Annotated in this window: 13 protein-coding genes, 4 tRNA genes and 1 pseudogene; 12 read left to right on the forward strand and 6 right to left on the reverse strand. The window is 59.7% G+C overall.

Going from position 1 to position 16782, the window contains the following annotated elements; genetic code table 11:
- Positions 1 to 52: 52 nt before the first annotated feature.
- Entirely contained in the window at positions 53 to 1075 is a 1023-nt protein-coding gene (locus tag IB254_RS24760; RefSeq protein ID WP_008028792.1) for an outer membrane protein assembly factor BamD, read from the reverse strand.
- Between the two features lie 151 nt (positions 1076 to 1226).
- Here IB254_RS24760 and rluD point away from each other — a divergent pair, with 151 nt between their 5' ends.
- The 8 genes from rluD to IB254_RS24800 all read left to right on the forward strand — a co-directional run bounded on the left by rluD (position 1227) and on the right by IB254_RS24800 (position 8099).
- The gene (rluD, locus tag IB254_RS24765; RefSeq protein WP_008028788.1) at positions 1227 to 2189 is read left to right on the forward strand and encodes a 23S rRNA pseudouridine(1911/1915/1917) synthase RluD; all 963 of its coding nucleotides are present in this window, start codon (positions 1227 to 1229) and stop codon (positions 2187 to 2189) included.
- Positions 2186 to 2911, forward strand: coding sequence for a peptidoglycan editing factor PgeF (gene pgeF / locus IB254_RS24770; protein ID WP_192227995.1), 726 nt, complete (start codon positions 2186 to 2188; stop codon positions 2909 to 2911). Before rluD ends, pgeF begins: the two co-directional genes overlap by 4 nt.
- 130 nt (positions 2912 to 3041) lie before the next feature.
- Positions 3042 to 5606 carry an ATP-dependent chaperone ClpB gene (gene clpB, locus IB254_RS24775; RefSeq protein ID WP_008037881.1) on the forward strand — a complete coding sequence of 855 codons (2565 nt, stop codon included), beginning with the start codon at positions 3042 to 3044 and terminating at the stop codon, positions 5604 to 5606.
- Between the two features lie 300 nt (positions 5607 to 5906).
- Positions 5907 to 5982: transfer RNA gene (locus IB254_RS24780), tRNA-Asn, on the forward strand.
- A gap of 9 nt (positions 5983 to 5991) precedes the next feature.
- A tRNA-Pro gene (locus IB254_RS24785) sits at positions 5992 to 6068 on the forward strand.
- Positions 6069 to 6073: 5 nt separating this feature from the next.
- Positions 6074 to 6149, forward strand: a tRNA-Lys gene (locus tag IB254_RS24790).
- 95 nt (positions 6150 to 6244) lie between these two features.
- Positions 6245 to 6321: transfer RNA gene (locus IB254_RS24795), tRNA-Pro, on the forward strand.
- Between the two features lie 152 nt (positions 6322 to 6473).
- The gene (locus IB254_RS24800) at positions 6474 to 8099 is read left to right on the forward strand and encodes a methyl-accepting chemotaxis protein (RefSeq protein ID WP_192419964.1); all 1626 of its coding nucleotides are present in this window, start codon (positions 6474 to 6476) and stop codon (positions 8097 to 8099) included.
- A 246-nt stretch (positions 8100 to 8345) separates the two neighbouring features.
- Here the strand turns inward: IB254_RS24800 and IB254_RS24805 are convergent, their stop codons facing one another.
- The 4 genes from IB254_RS24805 to IB254_RS24820 form a co-directional block, all read right to left on the reverse strand.
- On the reverse strand, positions 8346 to 9644 hold the full coding sequence (locus tag IB254_RS24805; protein ID WP_192419966.1) for an NAD(P)/FAD-dependent oxidoreductase: 1299 nt from the start codon (positions 9642 to 9644) through the stop codon (positions 8346 to 8348).
- A 60-nt stretch (positions 9645 to 9704) separates the two neighbouring features.
- On the reverse strand, positions 9705 to 9878 hold the full coding sequence (locus tag IB254_RS24810; RefSeq protein WP_008028730.1) for a DUF3094 domain-containing protein: 174 nt from the start codon (positions 9876 to 9878) through the stop codon (positions 9705 to 9707).
- Positions 9879 to 9946: 68 nt separating this feature from the next.
- A complete protein-coding gene (locus tag IB254_RS24815; protein ID WP_008028728.1) occupies positions 9947 to 10474 on the reverse strand; it encodes an MOSC domain-containing protein in 528 nt (175 codons plus the stop codon).
- Positions 10471 to 11097 (reverse strand): DUF1780 domain-containing protein, encoded by a 627-nt coding sequence (locus IB254_RS24820; protein WP_032828736.1) that lies wholly within the window; start codon positions 11095 to 11097, stop codon positions 10471 to 10473. The genes IB254_RS24815 and IB254_RS24820 overlap by 4 nt, the downstream gene beginning before the upstream one ends.
- A 234-nt stretch (positions 11098 to 11331) precedes the next feature.
- Between IB254_RS24820 and IB254_RS24825 the strand changes: the two genes are divergently transcribed.
- From IB254_RS24825 to IB254_RS30010, 4 genes and pseudogenes are all read left to right on the forward strand, one after another.
- The gene (locus tag IB254_RS24825; protein WP_008028725.1) at positions 11332 to 12699 is read left to right on the forward strand and encodes an aromatic acid/H+ symport family MFS transporter; all 1368 of its coding nucleotides are present in this window, start codon (positions 11332 to 11334) and stop codon (positions 12697 to 12699) included.
- The gene (locus IB254_RS24830) at positions 12696 to 13901 is read left to right on the forward strand and encodes a benzoate/H(+) symporter BenE family transporter (RefSeq protein WP_192419968.1); all 1206 of its coding nucleotides are present in this window, start codon (positions 12696 to 12698) and stop codon (positions 13899 to 13901) included. The genes IB254_RS24825 and IB254_RS24830 overlap by 4 nt, the downstream gene beginning before the upstream one ends.
- Before the next feature lie 17 nt (positions 13902 to 13918).
- Positions 13919 to 15187, forward strand: a complete 1269-nt coding sequence (locus tag IB254_RS24835) for an OprD family porin (RefSeq protein WP_192227991.1) — start codon at positions 13919 to 13921, stop codon at positions 15185 to 15187.
- 242 nt (positions 15188 to 15429) lie between these two features.
- Positions 15430 to 15831: pseudogene (locus tag IB254_RS30010) on the forward strand (methyl-accepting chemotaxis protein); the annotation flags it as partial.
- Positions 15832 to 15840: 9 nt separating this feature from the next.
- Here IB254_RS30010 and IB254_RS24845 read toward each other — a convergent pair.
- Entirely contained in the window at positions 15841 to 16080 is a 240-nt protein-coding gene (locus tag IB254_RS24845) for a DUF2790 domain-containing protein (RefSeq protein ID WP_008028718.1), read from the reverse strand.
- Between the last annotated feature and the right edge of the window lie 702 nt (positions 16081 to 16782).

The raw sequence follows: 16782 nt of genomic DNA on the forward strand, positions 1-16782 counted from the left end.
CCGGACATAAAAAAGGAGCCTCGAAAGGCTCCTTTTTGCACCACCGGTCGTATCAGTCGAACACGCCGAAGGTCATGTAGCTGAACCACGAGCGGTCGCTGTTGTTGCCTTCCGCTTCGTGATTTTCTTCTTCGATCACGTCGCCATTTTCATCTTTAGGCTTGAGATCGTTCGGAATCGCTTCTTTGGCGTCTCGGAATTGTCTCTGCACGTCCTGGTTGGCGCGGGTTTCGCCCGGCGGCAGCGGTGGACGGGATTCGATCAGGCCCAGAGTCGCCTTGCTCAACCACGAACGGTTGTCGGCTTCGTCGACCGATGGCACGAACTGACCGTCCACCAGCGTTGGGTGGTTCGGGTAGTTGAGCTTCAGGGTTTCGAGGCTGGTGGCTGCCAGGTCGTCCAGGTGCAGACGCTGGTAGGCTTCAGTCATCACCGCCAGGCCGTCGCCGACCGATGGGGTTTCCTGGAAGTTTTCCACCACGTAACGACCACGGTTCGCGGCAGCGACGTAGGCCTGACGGGTCAGGTAGTAGTCGGCGACGTGAATCTCGTAGGCCGCCAGCAGGTTGCGCAGGTAAATCATGCGCTGCTTGGCGTCCGGCGAGTAGCGGCTGTTCGGGAAGCGGCTGGTCAGTTGGGCGAACTCGTTGTAGGAGTCGCGGGCAGCACCCGGGTCACGCTTGGTCATGTCCAGCGGCAGGAAACGCGACAGCAGGCCGACGTCCTGGTCGAAAGAGGTCAGGCCCTTGAGGTAATAGGCGTAATCCACGTTCGGATGCTGAGGGTGCAAACGAATGAAGCGCTCGGCGGCAGACTTCGCAGCCTCAGGCTCGGTGTTCTTGTAGTTGGCGTAGATAAGCTCGAGTTGAGCCTGATCGGCGTAGCGACCGAACGGATAACGCGACTCCAGCGCCTTCAGCTTGGCTGTGGCGGCGGTGTAGCTATTGTTGTCCAGATCTTGCTGAGCCTGCTGGTACAGCTCGACTTCGCTAAGGTTTTCGTCTACGACTTCCTTCGATGAGCAAGCAGCGGTCAATGCGAGGATGGCGATCAGCAGCAGGTGTTTCACTTGCATGGCGGCTTGCGTCCCTATGACGGCCGCTGTCTTGGGCGAGGCCGTCCTGTTATGATGAGCGCCCCGTTGAATAGCCTCGGGGCAAAAGACGCCGTATTTAACCACAAGCGCGCAGCCGAAACCAAAGGCTGTGCCGACGCCTAGTCTGAGCATGTCCGATAAAATTGAACTTCGCGCAGAGGTGCCGTCCGAATTGGGCGGCCAACGCCTCGATCAAGTCGCCGCACAATTATTCGCTGAGCACTCGCGCTCGCGCCTTTCCGCCTGGATCAAAGACGGCCGCCTGACTGTGGATGGGGCGGTTATCCGCCCGCGAGACATCGTTCACGGTGGCGCCATTCTTGAACTGACTGCCGAGCAGGAAGCTCAGGGCGAATGGATCGCTCAAGACATCGAGCTGGACATCGTCTATGAAGACGACGACATCCTGGTGATCAACAAGCCCGCGGGCCTGGTGGTGCATCCGGCTGCCGGTCACGCTGATGGCACCTTGCTCAACGCCTTGCTGCACCACGTGCCGGACATTATCAATGTGCCCCGCGCCGGTATCGTGCATCGCCTGGACAAGGACACCACCGGTCTGATGGTGGTGGCCAAGACCATTCAAGCGCAGACGCAGCTGGTTACACAGTTGCAGAGCCGTAGCGTCAGCCGGATCTACGAGTGCATTGTGATCGGTGTGGTAACGGCGGGCGGCAAGATCAACGCGCCTATCGGTCGTCACGGCCAGCAACGCCAGCGCATGGCCGTGATGGAAGGTGGCAAGCAAGCCGTCAGCCATTACCGTGTGCTCGAGCGTTTCCGCTCCCACACTCACGTGCGGGTGAAGCTGGAAACCGGTCGTACGCACCAGATTCGCGTGCACATGGCGCACATCAACTACCCGTTGGTCGGAGATCCTGCCTACGGCGGTCGTTTCCGTATCCCGCCAGCCGCCAGTCAGACCATGGTCGATTCCTTGAAGACGTTCCCGCGTCAGGCGCTGCATGCGCGGTTCCTGGAGCTGGATCACCCGACTACCGGTAAACGCATGAGCTGGGAATCGCCACTGCCGGACGATTTCGTCTGGTTGCTGACGCTGCTCAAGCAAGACCGCGAGGCGTTCATCGGATGAGTGACTGGCTGATTCCCGACTGGCCTGCGCCTGCCGGGGTGAAAGCCTGCGTCACCACCCGTGCGGGCGGCGTCAGTCTGGCGCCGTTCGACAGCCTCAACCTCGGCGATCACGTCGACGACAGCCCCGAAGCTGTTGCCGAAAACCGCCGTCGCCTCACCGATCATTTCTCCATGCAGCCGGCCTGGTTGAAGCAGGTTCACGGCATCGCCGTGGCTCATGCGGACCCAAGCCTTGTGGCCACCGCAGACGCCAGCTGGACGGCAACGCCCGGCATTGCCTGCGCGGCGATGACGGCTGATTGCCTGCCCGCGTTGTTTTGCGACCGTGCCGGCACTCGCGTCGCTGCGGCCCACGCCGGTTGGCGCGGGTTGGCGGCGGGCGTGCTCGAAGCGACGCTCGATGCGCTGGCCGTGCCCTCGGAAGACGTGCTGGTCTGGCTCGGTCCGGCCATTGGCCCGCAAGCCTTTGAAGTCGGCCCGGAAGTGCGGGCTACCTTCGTCGAGCAATTGCCCGAATCCGCGAAAGCCTTCGTGCCGAGCCAAAACGCTGGCAAATTCATGGCTGACATCTATGAGCTGGCGCGTTTGCGTCTGGCGGCTCGTGGTGTCACTGCTGTTTATGGTGGCGGTTTCTGCACCGTGACCGATCCCCGCTTCTTTTCTTACCGTCGTAGTCCTCGCACTGGTCGGTTTGCCTCCCTTATCTGGCTCGAACGCTAAACTCCTCTGACCTGCGTCAACTGTACGACGCTTGAAACTCCCAGAATCGACCACATCTATAGCAGTATCTGGCAGGTTTCTTCATTCAGGATGTTTTATAGGTCCGGCCTGCTCAAAAGGAAGGTGACCCATGCGTATAGATCGTTTAACCAGCAAATTGCAGTTAGCTCTATCCGACGCCCAATCGCTGGCCGTCGGCCTTGACCATCCCGGTATTGAACCGGCGCACTTGATGCAAGCCATGCTTGAACAGCAGGGTGGTTCGATCAAACCCCTGTTGATGCAGGTCGGTTTTGACGTCAACAGCCTGCGTAAAGAGCTGACCAAAGAGCTCGACCAGCTGCCAAAAATCCAGAACCCGACCGGCGACGTCAACATGTCGCAGGACTTGGCGCGTCTGCTCAACCAGGCGGATCGCCTGGCCCAGCAGAAGGGTGATCAGTTCATTTCCAGTGAGCTGGTGCTGCTCGCCGCCATGGACGAGAACAGCAAACTCGGCAAATTGTTGCTCGGTCAGGGCGTCAGCAAAAAAGCCCTGGAAAACGCGATCAACAACCTGCGTGGCGGCGAAGCGGTCAACGACGCCAACCACGAAGAGTCGCGTCAGGCGCTGGATAAATACACCGTCGACCTGACCAAGCGCGCCGAAGACGGCAAGCTCGATCCGGTAATCGGTCGTGACGACGAAATTCGCCGGACCATTCAGGTGCTGCAACGCCGCACCAAGAATAACCCGGTGCTGATCGGTGAGCCTGGCGTGGGTAAAACCGCCATCGCCGAAGGCCTGGCCCAGCGCATCATCAACGGTGAAGTACCGGATGGCCTGAAAGGCAAACGCCTGCTGTCCCTGGACATGGGCGCGCTGATTGCCGGTGCCAAGTACCGTGGCGAGTTCGAAGAACGCCTGAAATCCCTGCTCAACGAACTGTCGAAGCAGGAAGGGCAGATTATTCTGTTCATCGACGAACTGCACACCATGGTCGGCGCCGGTAAGGGCGAAGGCTCGATGGATGCGGGCAACATGCTCAAACCTGCGTTGGCCCGTGGCGAGTTGCACTGCGTCGGCGCGACCACGCTCAACGAGTACCGCCAATATATAGAGAAGGACGCGGCCCTTGAGCGGCGCTTCCAGAAAGTGTTGGTGGACGAACCGAGCGAAGAAGACACCATCGCCATTCTGCGCGGCCTGAAAGAGCGCTATGAAGTTCACCACAAAGTGGCGATCACCGACGGTGCGATCATCGCCGCGGCCAAACTCAGTCATCGCTACATTACCGATCGTCAGTTGCCGGACAAGGCCATCGACCTGATCGACGAAGCCGCCAGCCGCATCCGCATGGAGATCGACTCCAAGCCGGAAGTGCTGGACCGTCTTGAGCGTCGTCTGATTCAGCTGAAGGTGGAATCCCAGGCGCTGAAGAAAGAGAGCGACGAAGCGGCGATCAAGCGCCTGGAAAAACTCCAGGAAGAAATCGTTCGTCATGAACGGGAGTATTCGGACCTCGAAGAAATCTGGAACTCGGAAAAAGCCGAAGTCCAGGGTTCTGCGCAGATCCAGCAGAAAATCGAACAGTCCCGCCAGGAACTGGAAGCCGCACGCCGTAAAGGCGACCTGAACCGCATGGCCGAGCTGCAATATGGGGTGATCCCGGACCTGGAGCGCAGCCTGCAAATGGTCGACCAGCATGGCAAAAGCGAAAACCAGTTGCTGCGCAGCAAGGTGACCGAGGAAGAAATCGCCGAAGTCGTCTCGAAGTGGACCGGTATCCCCGTGTCGAAAATGCTCGAAGGCGAGCGCGACAAGCTGATGAAGATGGAAGGCCTGTTGCACCAGCGTGTGATCGGTCAGGACGAAGCGGTGATCGCGGTTTCCAACGCGGTGCGTCGTTCGCGGGCCGGTTTGTCCGACCCGAATCGTCCGAGCGGTTCATTCATGTTCCTCGGCCCGACCGGTGTCGGTAAAACCGAGTTGTGCAAGGCGTTGGCCGAGTTCCTCTTTGATACCGAAGAGGCGATGGTGCGGATCGACATGTCCGAGTTCATGGAGAAACATTCCGTGGCCCGGTTGATCGGTGCGCCACCAGGCTACGTAGGGTATGAAGAGGGCGGTTACCTGACCGAGGCGGTGCGTCGCAAGCCTTATTCGGTGATCCTGCTGGATGAGGTCGAGAAGGCCCACCCGGATGTGTTCAACATCTTGCTGCAAGTGCTGGAAGATGGCCGTCTGACCGACAGCCATGGCCGCACGGTGGATTTCAAGAACACCGTGATCGTCATGACCTCCAACCTGGGCTCGGTACAGATCCAGGAACTGGTCGGTGATCGTGAGGCTCAGCGCGCAGCGGTGATGGATGCGATTTCCACGCACTTCCGGCCGGAGTTCATCAACCGGGTCGACGAAGTGGTGATCTTCGAGCCATTGGCGCGGGATCAGATCGCGGGCATCACCGAGATCCAGTTGGGTCGTCTGCGCAGTCGCCTGACTGAGCGCGAACTGAAACTGGAACTCAGCCCTGAGGCCATGGACAAGCTGATCGCGGTTGGCTACGACCCGGTGTACGGCGCACGGCCACTGAAACGTGCGATTCAGCGCTGGATCGAAAACCCGCTGGCGCAGCTGATTTTGTCGGGTCGTTTCATGCCCGGCGATACCGCCAAGGGTGTGGTGGAAAACGACGAAATCGTCTTCGCCTGATCCGCGTCAGCAACAAAACTGAAGAGGCCTCGCATTGCGAGGCCTTTTTTTCGTCAGGTTGTTGAACTCAAAGGAAAAGGCTTGTAAAGTGCGCCCCGCAGTAAGTCACCCGGAAGGGTTTCTGCTCCCCAAGCAGGAATCTGAAATAAGTTGCAAATCATTAACTTGAATGCAATTTAGGGGGTTGACAGAGGTGCTTAAGATTGTAGAATAGCGCGCCTCAGACACACGAACGCAGCGATGCGAACGGGTCGAAGAGAACGCAGTAAAGCTTCACCGTTGTAAATTGAAATATGTAGTTCCGTGATAGCTCAGTCGGTAGAGCAAATGACTGTTAATCATTGGGTCCCAGGTTCGAGTCCTGGTCACGGAGCCAATTTCAAACCGGGGTATAGCGCAGTCCGGTAGCGCGCCTGCTTTGGGAGCAGGATGTCAGGAGTTCGAATCCCCTTACCCCGACCATTTTTGGGTCGTTAGCTCAGTTGGTAGAGCAGTTGGCTTTTAACCAATTGGTCGTAGGTTCGAATCCCACACGACCCACCATTTTTGAAACCAGTTAACGCTGGAATCGAATCTTAAGATCAGACGCCAAAAGCTCTGTTCGCAGAAGGCGCCTTTTAAAGGTGCCTTTTTTTTACCGGGGTATAGCGCAGTCCGGTAGCGCGCCTGCTTTGGGAGCAGGATGTCAGGAGTTCGAATCCCCTTACCCCGACCATATTAAAAATCCTCGTATCGAAAGATACGGGGATTTTTTTTGCCTTTGAAAAAGCCGAATCCTTTCAAGTCATCGTACAACTAGCCGATAACGAGCTGTCGGGGCGCACTCGCGACCTCCCATTCAGGCCAACAACAAGAAAGGCGCTCGTTATGTTTCTTCGTCAGCTGAATATTGCCCCTCGTGCTGCGCTGGGTTTTGCCTTGATTGCCGTGCTGGTGGCGTTGCTCGGAATATTTGCCCTGGGGCAGATGTCGAGCATTCGCGAGAGCGAGGTGGCGGTGGAGAAGCAATGGCTGCCGAGCATCCGTGGTGGTGATGAGATCCGCGAGCTGATGCTGCGCATCCGTACCATTTCCTTGCGTATGGCACTGGATCAAGACCCAAAGAACATTCCAACCTACCGCGGCCAGATGGACACCCGCGACAAGGAACTGAGCGAGAAGATTGCGGCTTACGACAAGTTGGTCGACACCGCTGAAGGTCAGGCCTTGTACGACCAGTTCAAAACCACCTTCGCCGCCTATCGCACCGGCATTGCCCAGTCGTTCACCTTGGCCGAGCAAGGTCGCCGTGACGAGCTGACCAAACTGCTGTTGATCGACATGAAAACCGTGGTCGATGGTTCCGGCAAGCAGCTCAATGACCTGGCGGACCTGTTCGCCAAACAGGTCGCCGTTGAAAGCCAGAAATCCGCAGCGCACTACGAAACCTCGCGATCCATCGTCAGCCTGTTCATCGCACTCGCGGCGCTGGCGACCGTCGGCCTGGCGATGTTGCTGACTCGCAGTATCGTCCGTCCGCTGAATGAAGCCCTGAGTGCGGCGGAAAGCGTGGCGCAGGGCGATTTGACTCGGCCTATCGCGACCCATGGCAACGACGAAGTGAGCCGTTTGCTCAAGGCGCTGGCGACCATGCAGCAGAACCTGCGGGAAACCCTGCAAGCCATCAGTGGCTCGGCGACGCAACTGGCCACGGCGGCGGATGAGCTGAACGCCGTCACCCTCGACAGTACCCAGGGTCTGCAACAACAGAACAACGAGATTGAGCAAGCCGCCACGGCGGTCAACGAAATGACCTCCGCCGTCGAAGAAGTTGCGCGCAACGCAGTGTCGACCTCCGATGCCACTCGCCAGTCCAGCGAGTCGGCGCATCTGGGGCAGGAGCGAGTCAGCGAAACCGCAAGTGCCATCAGCGACCTGGCCAATGATGTGCAGCACACCGGTGAGTTGGTGCAATCGCTGGCCAATCAGTCCCAGGACATCGGCAAGGTGCTGGATGTGATTCGGGCCATTGCCGAGCAAACCAACCTGTTGGCGCTCAACGCGGCGATTGAAGCGGCGCGCGCGGGGGAGAGCGGGCGCGGTTTTGCGGTGGTGGCCGATGAAGTGCGTGCACTGGCGCATCGCACGCAGCAATCGACCCAGGAAATCGAGCAAATGGTCCAGGGCATGCGCAATGGTTCAAGCCTGGCGCTGGACTCGATGAATGCCAGCGCTTCCCGTGCTGCCGAAACCCTGGTGATGGCGAAGCGGGCGGGTGACGCATTGCAGACGATCACTGCCTCGGTTCACGAAATCCACGAGCGCAACCTGGTGATTGCCAGTGCGGCGGAAGAGCAGGCCCAAGTGGCCCGGGAAGTGGATCGCAATCTGGTGAACATTCGTGATCTGTCGGTGCGTTCCGCTACCGGCGCCGACCAGACCAGTGCCTCCAGCCACGAGCTATCGAAACTGGCCAATGCGTTGCAGGGGATGGTGCAGCGTTTTCGCGTGTAAATGTGCCGGACATGAAAAAGCCGCGCTTTTCGAAGGAAAAGCGCGGCTTTTTTATTGAGACTTAGGCGCCGTCTTGATCTTTCAGGTGTTCGGACACGGGGGGAGATGCAGTAAGACACAGGTCTCCAAATCAGTGGAGATCAAATGTGGGAGCGAGCCTGCTCGCGATAGCGGTGTGTCAGCCAACTCATGTGGCGACTGACACACCGCTATCGCGAGCAGGCTCGCTCCCACAGGGGATGGTTATTAGTGCAGCTTGAGGCGCGGCTCGGTCCCGCGACCAATCTTGCTGCCCAGCATCAACATCGCCGTGCGGAACGCGCCATACAGCGCCATCTGGTGCATGCGGTACAGCGACACATAAAACATCCGCGCCAGCCAACCCTCGAGCATCACGCTGCCGGTCAGGTTGCCCATCAAGTTACCCACAGCCGAAAAACGCGACAGCGAAATCAACGAACCGTAGTCGGTGTACTTATACACAGGCAGCGGCTTGCCCTCGATCCGCAGCTTCAGCGATTTGGCCAGCAACGACGCCTGCTGATGTGCAGCCTGGGCGCGCGGCGGCACATTGCGATCGGTGCCCGGTTGCGGGCAGGCCGCGCAGTCACCGAAGGCGAAGATGTTCTCGTCGCGGGTGGTTTGCAGGGTCGGCAGCACTTGCAGCTGGTTGATGCGGTTGGTTTCCAGACCGTCGATGTCCTTGAGGAAACCCGGCGCACGAATCCCGGCGGCCCAGACTTTCAGGCTGGCGTTGATCACTTTGCCGTCGGCGGTGATCAGGCTGTCGGCGGTCACTTCGCTAACGGCCGCGTTGGTCATGACATTGACCCCGAGTTTCTCCAGGGTTTTATGCACAGGCCCGCCAATGCGTTCCGGCAATGCTGGCAGCACCCGTGGACCGGCTTCGATCAAGGTGATGTGCATGTTCTCCGGTTTGATCCGGTCCAGACCGTAAGCCGCCAGTTCATGTGCGGCGTTGTGCAGTTCGGCGGCCAACTCGACGCCCGTGGCACCGGCGCCGACGATGGCCACGCTGATCTGCTGCACCACATCCGTCTGCCCGGCGTGCGCGCGCAAATAGTGGTTGAGCAGTTGCTGATGGAAACGCTCGGCCTGTTTGCGTGTGTCGAGGAACAGGCAATGTTGCGCCGCGCCCTGGGTGCCGAAATCGTTGGTGGTGCTGCCGACGGCGATTACCAGCGAGTCGTACGGCACTTCACGCGCCGGCACCAGTTCCAGGCCGGCTTCGTCATAGGTGGCGGCCAGCTGGATTTTCTTCTGTGTCCGATCAAGCCCGCTCATGCGCCCCAGCTGGAACTCGAAGTGGTTCCATTTTGCCTGGGCAACATAGTTGAGTTCGTCTTCGGAAGAGTTCAGGGAACCGGCCGCCACTTCGTGCAACAGCGGTTTCCAGATGTGGGTCAGGTTCGCGTCGACCAGCATCACACTGGCCGTGCCGCGCTTGCCCAGAGTCTTACCCAGACGGGTAGCCAACTCCAGACCGCCGGCGCCGCCGCCAACGATGACAATACGATGAGTCATGGGGATATCTCGCAAGGCTAAAAGAAATCGGTGCAATTACCCGAGCGAGCGCGATGCAGCTCATAGCGTCAGGTAACTGATAAATCGGCTCAACAGGCCCAGGCCAATAGTCACGGCCAGCACCACCACCAGGAGCATCCACGGCCGGAAAGGCCGGCGCTCGACTCGGTGCTGGGACAGGTGCAGGTACTCTTCGACATGCTTTTGGTCGTCGGGGTTCAGGCGGCTGGTCATATCGGGCCTCGTCAGGGGTAGACGTTGCTGAATGTGGGGAAGCTACATGCGGGCGGCGGTGTAACACATCAGCCCGCATTGAACGGAGCATAGCCGCTCGCTGGAACAGGCTCGACGCTGACCGTATCGTCCAGGCGAATGATTCCACTTTGTAACACTCGGGCGGTGATTCCGCCATGTCCGCGAACGGCCTGAAAGGTGCCAGGGCCGAGGTTGTTTTGCAGACGCGCGCAGGGCTGACACCAACCGGTGGTTTCGAAAATCGCCTGGCCGATTTTGAAGCGGCGACCCTTGAGGCTGAACAGGTTGATCCCACTGATAACGAGGTTGCGCCGCAAATCATTAGGCAACAGCGGGTTATCTTCCGAGCGGCCCATCAGCGAGTTGATCACCGCCAGATGCTCCCACTGAATCAGCGTCACCTGCCGCGCATTGCGCACGCCGGGGCGGGCACGATCGCCGGTCAGACCGGCCTCGAGTCGTGCCTCCACGGCTTCCAGTTCTATCATTGGCACGTGTGGCTGCGGGCGCACGCCGATCCAGCGTACGCGGCCGGTTTGCGGGACTTCAGCGATCAGTTCCTGCAATGGACTCACAGGCTGATCCCGACATCGAAGACGATGCTGCGACCGAGGTTGCTGCGCAGAAAATCCGGAGCGTCGGGATGCGCAAATAAAACACGGGCGAAGGTCGGCCCCACCAGCGACAACGAGCGCCAGCCCTGACGCAAGTATTCGGTGGGCGGTGGGAAATGGCTATTGAGGTCGAGCACTTCGCGCTTGAGGCTGGCGAAGGCGATGATGTCCAGCTCGCCCAGGTCCATGCCGCGCTCTTTGTAGTTGTGCGCTTTTTTGCGCAAGGTCGGCGCCAGTCTCAACAGGAATTCATTGGCCGGAATGCGCCGGGGTTTGGCTTCGCGACGCACCAGCGAACTCAGCGAAAACGCACTGCGTCGGCGTTGCAGTTCATCGCGCCACTCATCGTTGAGGCGCCGGCCTTCGTCGAGCACGAAAAACACTTCGAAATTCGCCTCGCGAAACAGCACGTCCGGCGGCTCCCCGGCAGGCGCGAATTCGTCGGTGCGGTAAGGAATGTTCAGCCCTTGCAGCAGGCGCTGGCACACCCAACGCTCACGCTCCCATTTGCGGGCATTGGAAAGAAACGCGTTGGCTTGCTCGGCCGCAATGGTCAGCAAGCGTAAGTAATCTGAGTCATCCATAGGCCCAAGCTTAGCGTTCAAATGCGTTCGCAAAGAAGACAGTTTGTCGGAGAAGAGCAAAAGCCTGTCACGCCATTGCCCCATCCCGCGCCCGTTTCAGGGCCCTGCACAAAACGGATAGCGATCTGCGCAAAGCGGATATTGCCCCGCGCCTGGCAGCTTTACCCTCGGCTTTACGGGACGTTAGCCGCTTTACCGACGTTCTGAATAAAACAACAACAAGAGATGAATGCCATGCGCAAGATCGACGTACATGAGGTTATCGACAACGCTCGATTCAACCGCTTCCACTGGATGGTGCTGTTCTGGTGTGCCCTGATCATCATTTTCGACGGTTACGATCTGGTGATTTACGGCGTGGTGCTGCCGATGCTGATGAAGGAGTGGGGGCTCAGTCCCTTGCAGGCCGGCGCGCTGGGAAGTTACGCATTGTTTGGAATGATGTTCGGCGCGCTGTTTTTCGGCCCGCTCTCGGACAAGATCGGCCGCAAGAAAGCCATCACCATCTGCGTGATGCTCTTCAGCGGTTTTACCGTGCTCAACGGTTTTGCCCGCAACCCCACCGAGTTCGGCCTGTGCCGGTTCATCGCCGGCCTGGGTATCGGCGGGGTGATGCCCAACGTCGTGGCGCTGATGAACGAGTACGCGCCGAAGAAAATCCGCAGCACGCTGGTGGCGATCATGTTCAGCGGCTACTCCGTGGGCGGCATGCTCTCGGCGGGACTGGGCATCGTGCTGATCCCGAGCTTCGGCTGGCAGTCGGTGTTTTACGTCGCGGTGCTGCCGTTGGTGTTGTTGCCGCTGATCATGTACTTCCTGCCCGAGTCGGTGGGTTTCATGCTGCGTCAGGGACGCAATGAAGAGGCGCGGGCCATTCTTCAACGGGTCGATCCGGCGTACGTTGCGCAGTCCGGCGATCAACTGCACATGAGCGAAGTGAAGGGCACCGGCACCCCCGTGCTGCAACTGTTTCGCGAGGGGCGCGCACTGCGCACGCTGATGTTGTGGCTGGCGTTTTTCTGCTGCTTGTTGATGGTTTACGCCTTGAGTTCCTGGCTGCCGAAACTGATGGCCAACGCCGGTTACAGCCTGGGTTCGAGCCTGTCGTTCCTGCTGGTGCTCAACTTCGGCGCCATTTTCGGTGCTGTCGGTGGCGGCGTGTTGGGTGACAAACTGAACCTGCCGCGGGTGTTGGCGGTGTTCTTCGCCGTGGCCGCCGTGTCGATCACCTTGCTCGGTTTCAACAGCCCGATGCCGCTGCTGTACTTGCTGATCGCCATCGCCGGCGCCACCACCATCGGTTCGCAGATTCTGTTGTACGCCTGCGCCGCGCAGTTCTACTCCATGACCATTCGCTCCACCGGTCTGGGCTGGGCTTCGGGTATCGGCCGCAACGGTGCGATTGTCGGGCCGCTGCTGGGTGGTGCCTTGCTCGGGATCAGCCTGCCGCTGCAACTCAACTTCATGGCGTTTGCCTTGCCCGGCGCGGTGGCCGCGATAGCCATGACCGTGTTTGCGATCAGCAGTCAGCGTAGTCACAGGCAAGCGCTGTCGGGCCTGCGCAACGGTTCGCCAGACGGGTCTGTCGGCGAAGCTTCATGAAAACGTTTGTCCGGGATTTTTCCCTGTCGGCGGCCGTCGCCGGATTTATCGCCACGGTGATTTCCTATGCCGGCCCGTTGGTGATTATTTTCCAGGCGGCCGAGACCGCACACCTGTCGCGGGAAGTGTTGTCGTCGTGGGTCTGGGCGATTTCCATCGGCAGCGCGGTGCTCGGCATCGGTTTGAGCCTGCGTTACCGCGTGCCGGTGATCATCGCGTGGTCGGCGCCCGGCTCGGCATTGTTGGTGGCGCTGTTGCCGGGGATCTCGATGCCGGAGGCGGTGGGCGCGTACCTGGTCAGCAGCCTGATCATTTTCCTGGTCGGGGTGTCGGGGGCGTTCGACCGGATCATCGGCAAACTGCCGGCGGCTGTTGCGGCGGCGATGCTGGCGGGGATTCTGTTCAGTTTCGGCACCGGGTTGTTTGTCTCGTTGCAGGGCAAACCGCTGCTGGTGCTGGCGATGTTTGCCACGTACCTGATCTGCAAACGCCTGATGCCGCGTTATGCGGTGGTGATGGTGCTGCTGGTGGGCTGCTCGATGGCGTTTCTCGGCGGTGATTTGCACAGCGAAGCGCTGGTGATCGGGTTGGCCACGCCGGTGTGGATCACGCCCGTGTTCAGCCTCAGCGCGACGCTGAACATTGCCTTGCCGCTGGTGATGGTGGCGCTGACCGGCCAGTTCGTGCCCGGCATGGCGGTGCTGCGGGCCAGCGGTTACGCGACGCCGTCCGGCCCGATCATCGCCAGCAGTGCGTTGGGCACGGCGCTGTTGGCACCGTTCGGTTGCCACGGGCTGAATCTGGCCGCGATCACCGCGGCCATTTGTACCGGTCGCGAGGCCCATGAAAATCCTGGCAAGCGCTACGTGGCCGGGGTGGTCGGCGGGCTGTGTTACCTGCTGCTGGGCATCTTCGGCGCCACCCTGGTTTCGCTGTTTTCGGCGTTCCCCAAAGAGCTGATCGCGGCGCTGGCCGGGCTGGCGCTGTTCGCCGCGATTGCCGGGGCACTGGCCGGCGCAATGGCGGTGCCGAGTGATCGGGAAGCCGCGCTGGTGACCTTTCTCACCACCGCTTCGGGCATGTCGTTGTTGGGTTTGTCCGCGGCTTTTTGGGGACTGATTTTCGGCATGGTCACCCATGTGTTGTTAAACGCCCGTCGCGAAAGCGCGGCGGCTGAAGCACTTCCAACTGTCGATCAATAAAAATAAGAGAAAAAACGATGAAACAGATTCTTCCAACAACCGGTTCCGTGTTGTCCATGGCGCTCGTCTCGGGTTTCTCCACCGGTGCGATGGCGGCAGAGGGCGGCTTTATCGAAGACACCACGGCCACCTTGCAGGCACGCAATTACTACTTCAGCCGGGACTTCTCCGACATCGTCGGGGCGAACAAACAGTCGAAGGCCGAAGAGTGGGCGCAGGGCTTCATTCTTAACGTCAAATCCGGCTACACCCAGGGCCCCGTCGGGTTTGGTGTGGATGTGATCGGCCTGCTCGGCCTCAAACTCGACAGCAGCCCGGATCGGGTCAATACCGGTTTACTGCCGGTCAAGGATGACGGGCGTGCGGCAGATGATTACAGCCGTCTCGAAGCTGCGCTTAAGGTGCGTTACTCCAAAACAGAGCTGAAGGTCGGGGAGTTGCAACCCAACCTGCCGGTGTTGGCGTTCAGTGATATCCGCCTGCTGCCGCCCAGTTATCAAGGTGCAAGCATCAGCTCCAGTGAGATCAATGGCCTGACTTTGCAAGGCGGTCACTTGAACACGACCAGCCTGCGCAACGAGGCGGGCGACGAAAAGATGCAGGCCATGCTCGGCCACGTGCCGCAGCGCCAGGTCAGCAGTGATGGCTTCAACTTTGCCGGCGCCGATTACGCCTTCAACGATAAACGCAGCTCGGTCAGCGCCTGGTTCGGGCAACTGGAAGATATCTACAACCAGCGTTTTCTCGGTCTCAAGCACAGCCAGCCGATGGGTGACTGGACTCTGGGCGCCAACCTTGGTTATTACGATTCGCGCGAAGACGGCAAGAAGCTGTTGGGCAACATCGATAACCAGGCGTTCTTCTCGCTGCTGTCGGCCAAGCGCGGTGGTCACACGTTTTATGTCGGTTATCAGGGGATGTTCGGTGACAGCGCATTCCCGCGTGTCTTCGCCAACATCTCGCCGCTGGGCAACGAGGTGCCGACCTACGAGTTTGCATTTACTGATGAACGCTCCTGGCAGGCGCGTTACGACTACGACTTCGCCGCCCTCGGTGTGCCGGGGCTGACCAGCACCGTGCGTTACATTTCCGGTAATAACGTCGACACAGGGCAAGGGTTCGAGGGCAAGGATCGCGAGCGTGATCTCGACCTCGGCTACGTGCTGCAAAACGGTAGCCTCAAAGGCCTCGGGATTCGCGTGCGCAACGTGATGGCCCGTTCCAACTACCGCAGTGATATCGACGAAAACCGCCTGATCCTCAGTTACACCTGGACGCTGCTATGACCCTTGAAAAAGAACAACCGCCTTACAACATCGGCTTGCAGAACAAGCTGGAGCAATTGACCGAGTCGGTGCTGCAAACCGAGGAAGACATGCGCTTTGCCAATCAACTGGCGCGCACGGCCGGCGATCGGGTCAAGGCGAGTGCGCAGAGCATGCAGTCTTCGGCCAGTGTGCTGGAGGACCTGAACCTCTACATGCAGCGTCTGGATCAGGTGTTTGATGAGCTCGGCAGTCAGTCGATGCGCATCGGCGCGATTGTCGGCAGCATCCAGGACATCGCCCGTCAGACCAATTTGCTGGCGCTCAACGCGGCAATCGAGGCGGCGAGGGCGGGCAGTCATGGCCGAGGGTTTGCGGTGGTCGCCGATGAAGTGCGCAATCTCTCGCGTCAGGCTGCGGACTCCAGTGCGCAGATCCGGCAAATCGCCACGGGGCTGGAGCAGTCGGCGGAGCATGCACGCCAGGGGATTCAGCAGTTATCCGGCTCCACCCGTCTGGGGCTGGAAAAGGCTGGAGTGGCTTTGCATTCGATGGGGGAATTGCAAAGCGGTGCGGTGGCCAGGGTCGAGGTGGTCGAGCGGATCATGGCGCGTTTGGCCGGCCTGCATGATTTGGCGTTGCAGGCGAAACGGCTGATCGTGTGATGCCAGGTGTTACAGGTTGCTTGTGCAGTTGCCCATGACTTGGTAGGTCACGCGATGGGTCTGGCCCTGATGGTCGATGTAGACCATGGTTGCCGGCACGACGTCGCACGCGGTTGCGGTGTCGGTCACGGAAACCACCTTGGCGATGTCCAGCGGTTGCGCCGGGTCGTACGGGGTGGCAGCGGGCTCGCTGGCGGCCATGGCTGAGGTGGCGATCAGGGTCAGAAACAGGGTGCTCAGGGTTTTCATTTTTGTGTGCTCGGTGTTGGTTTTGATGCTTGAAGTTTAGTCCTTGGTGGTGATGGATAAAGGGGGCTGGGGCTGATTCAGCTTTGCAGGAAACGTAACAATCGTTGGGGGCGTTTGGTTTGGGTACATATCCGTTTCTGCGGTTATGGCGGCTATTGGTTTCGCTTTTACAGCGAGTCACTTGGAGAAGCGCCAAGTAACCAAGCGCTTTTGCCCCTTTCGTTCGGTGCCTCGCTGTGGCTCGGCATGCCCTCGCTCCGGTCCTGCTCCGTGGGCCCGCCGCCATCGGCCATCCATGGCCGGGGGCGGCTAACCCGGCATCCATGCCGGGTTGCCCACTGCGCAGAACCTGCGCTCGGCCTCTCGAGGGGGCGACTACCGCCACCGCCGCCGAGGCGGCCTGAAAGCCGACCTGGCTCATCAGTCGTGCACGTGCTCTCGCATTGTGGTGGTCGCACTAATTTTGGATGTTTGCACATTCCCCTGTAGGAGCCGGCTTGCTGGCGATGGCATCCGTCCAATCAATAAACAGGTGACTGATCCACCGCTATCGCCAGCAAGCCGGCTCCTACAGTTGATCGTACTCATCCAGACGCATCTGCATTGCCCTTGTAGGAGCCAGCTTGCTGGCGATGGACGTCAACGATAACGCGGGCTGTCTGAATGAACGCGGTGTGCAAACGATTTTCGCCGGCAAGCCGG

The sequence above is a fragment of the Pseudomonas sp. PDM03 genome (assembly GCF_014852385.1).
GTDB lineage: Bacteria > Pseudomonadota > Gammaproteobacteria > Pseudomonadales > Pseudomonadaceae > Aquipseudomonas > Aquipseudomonas migulae.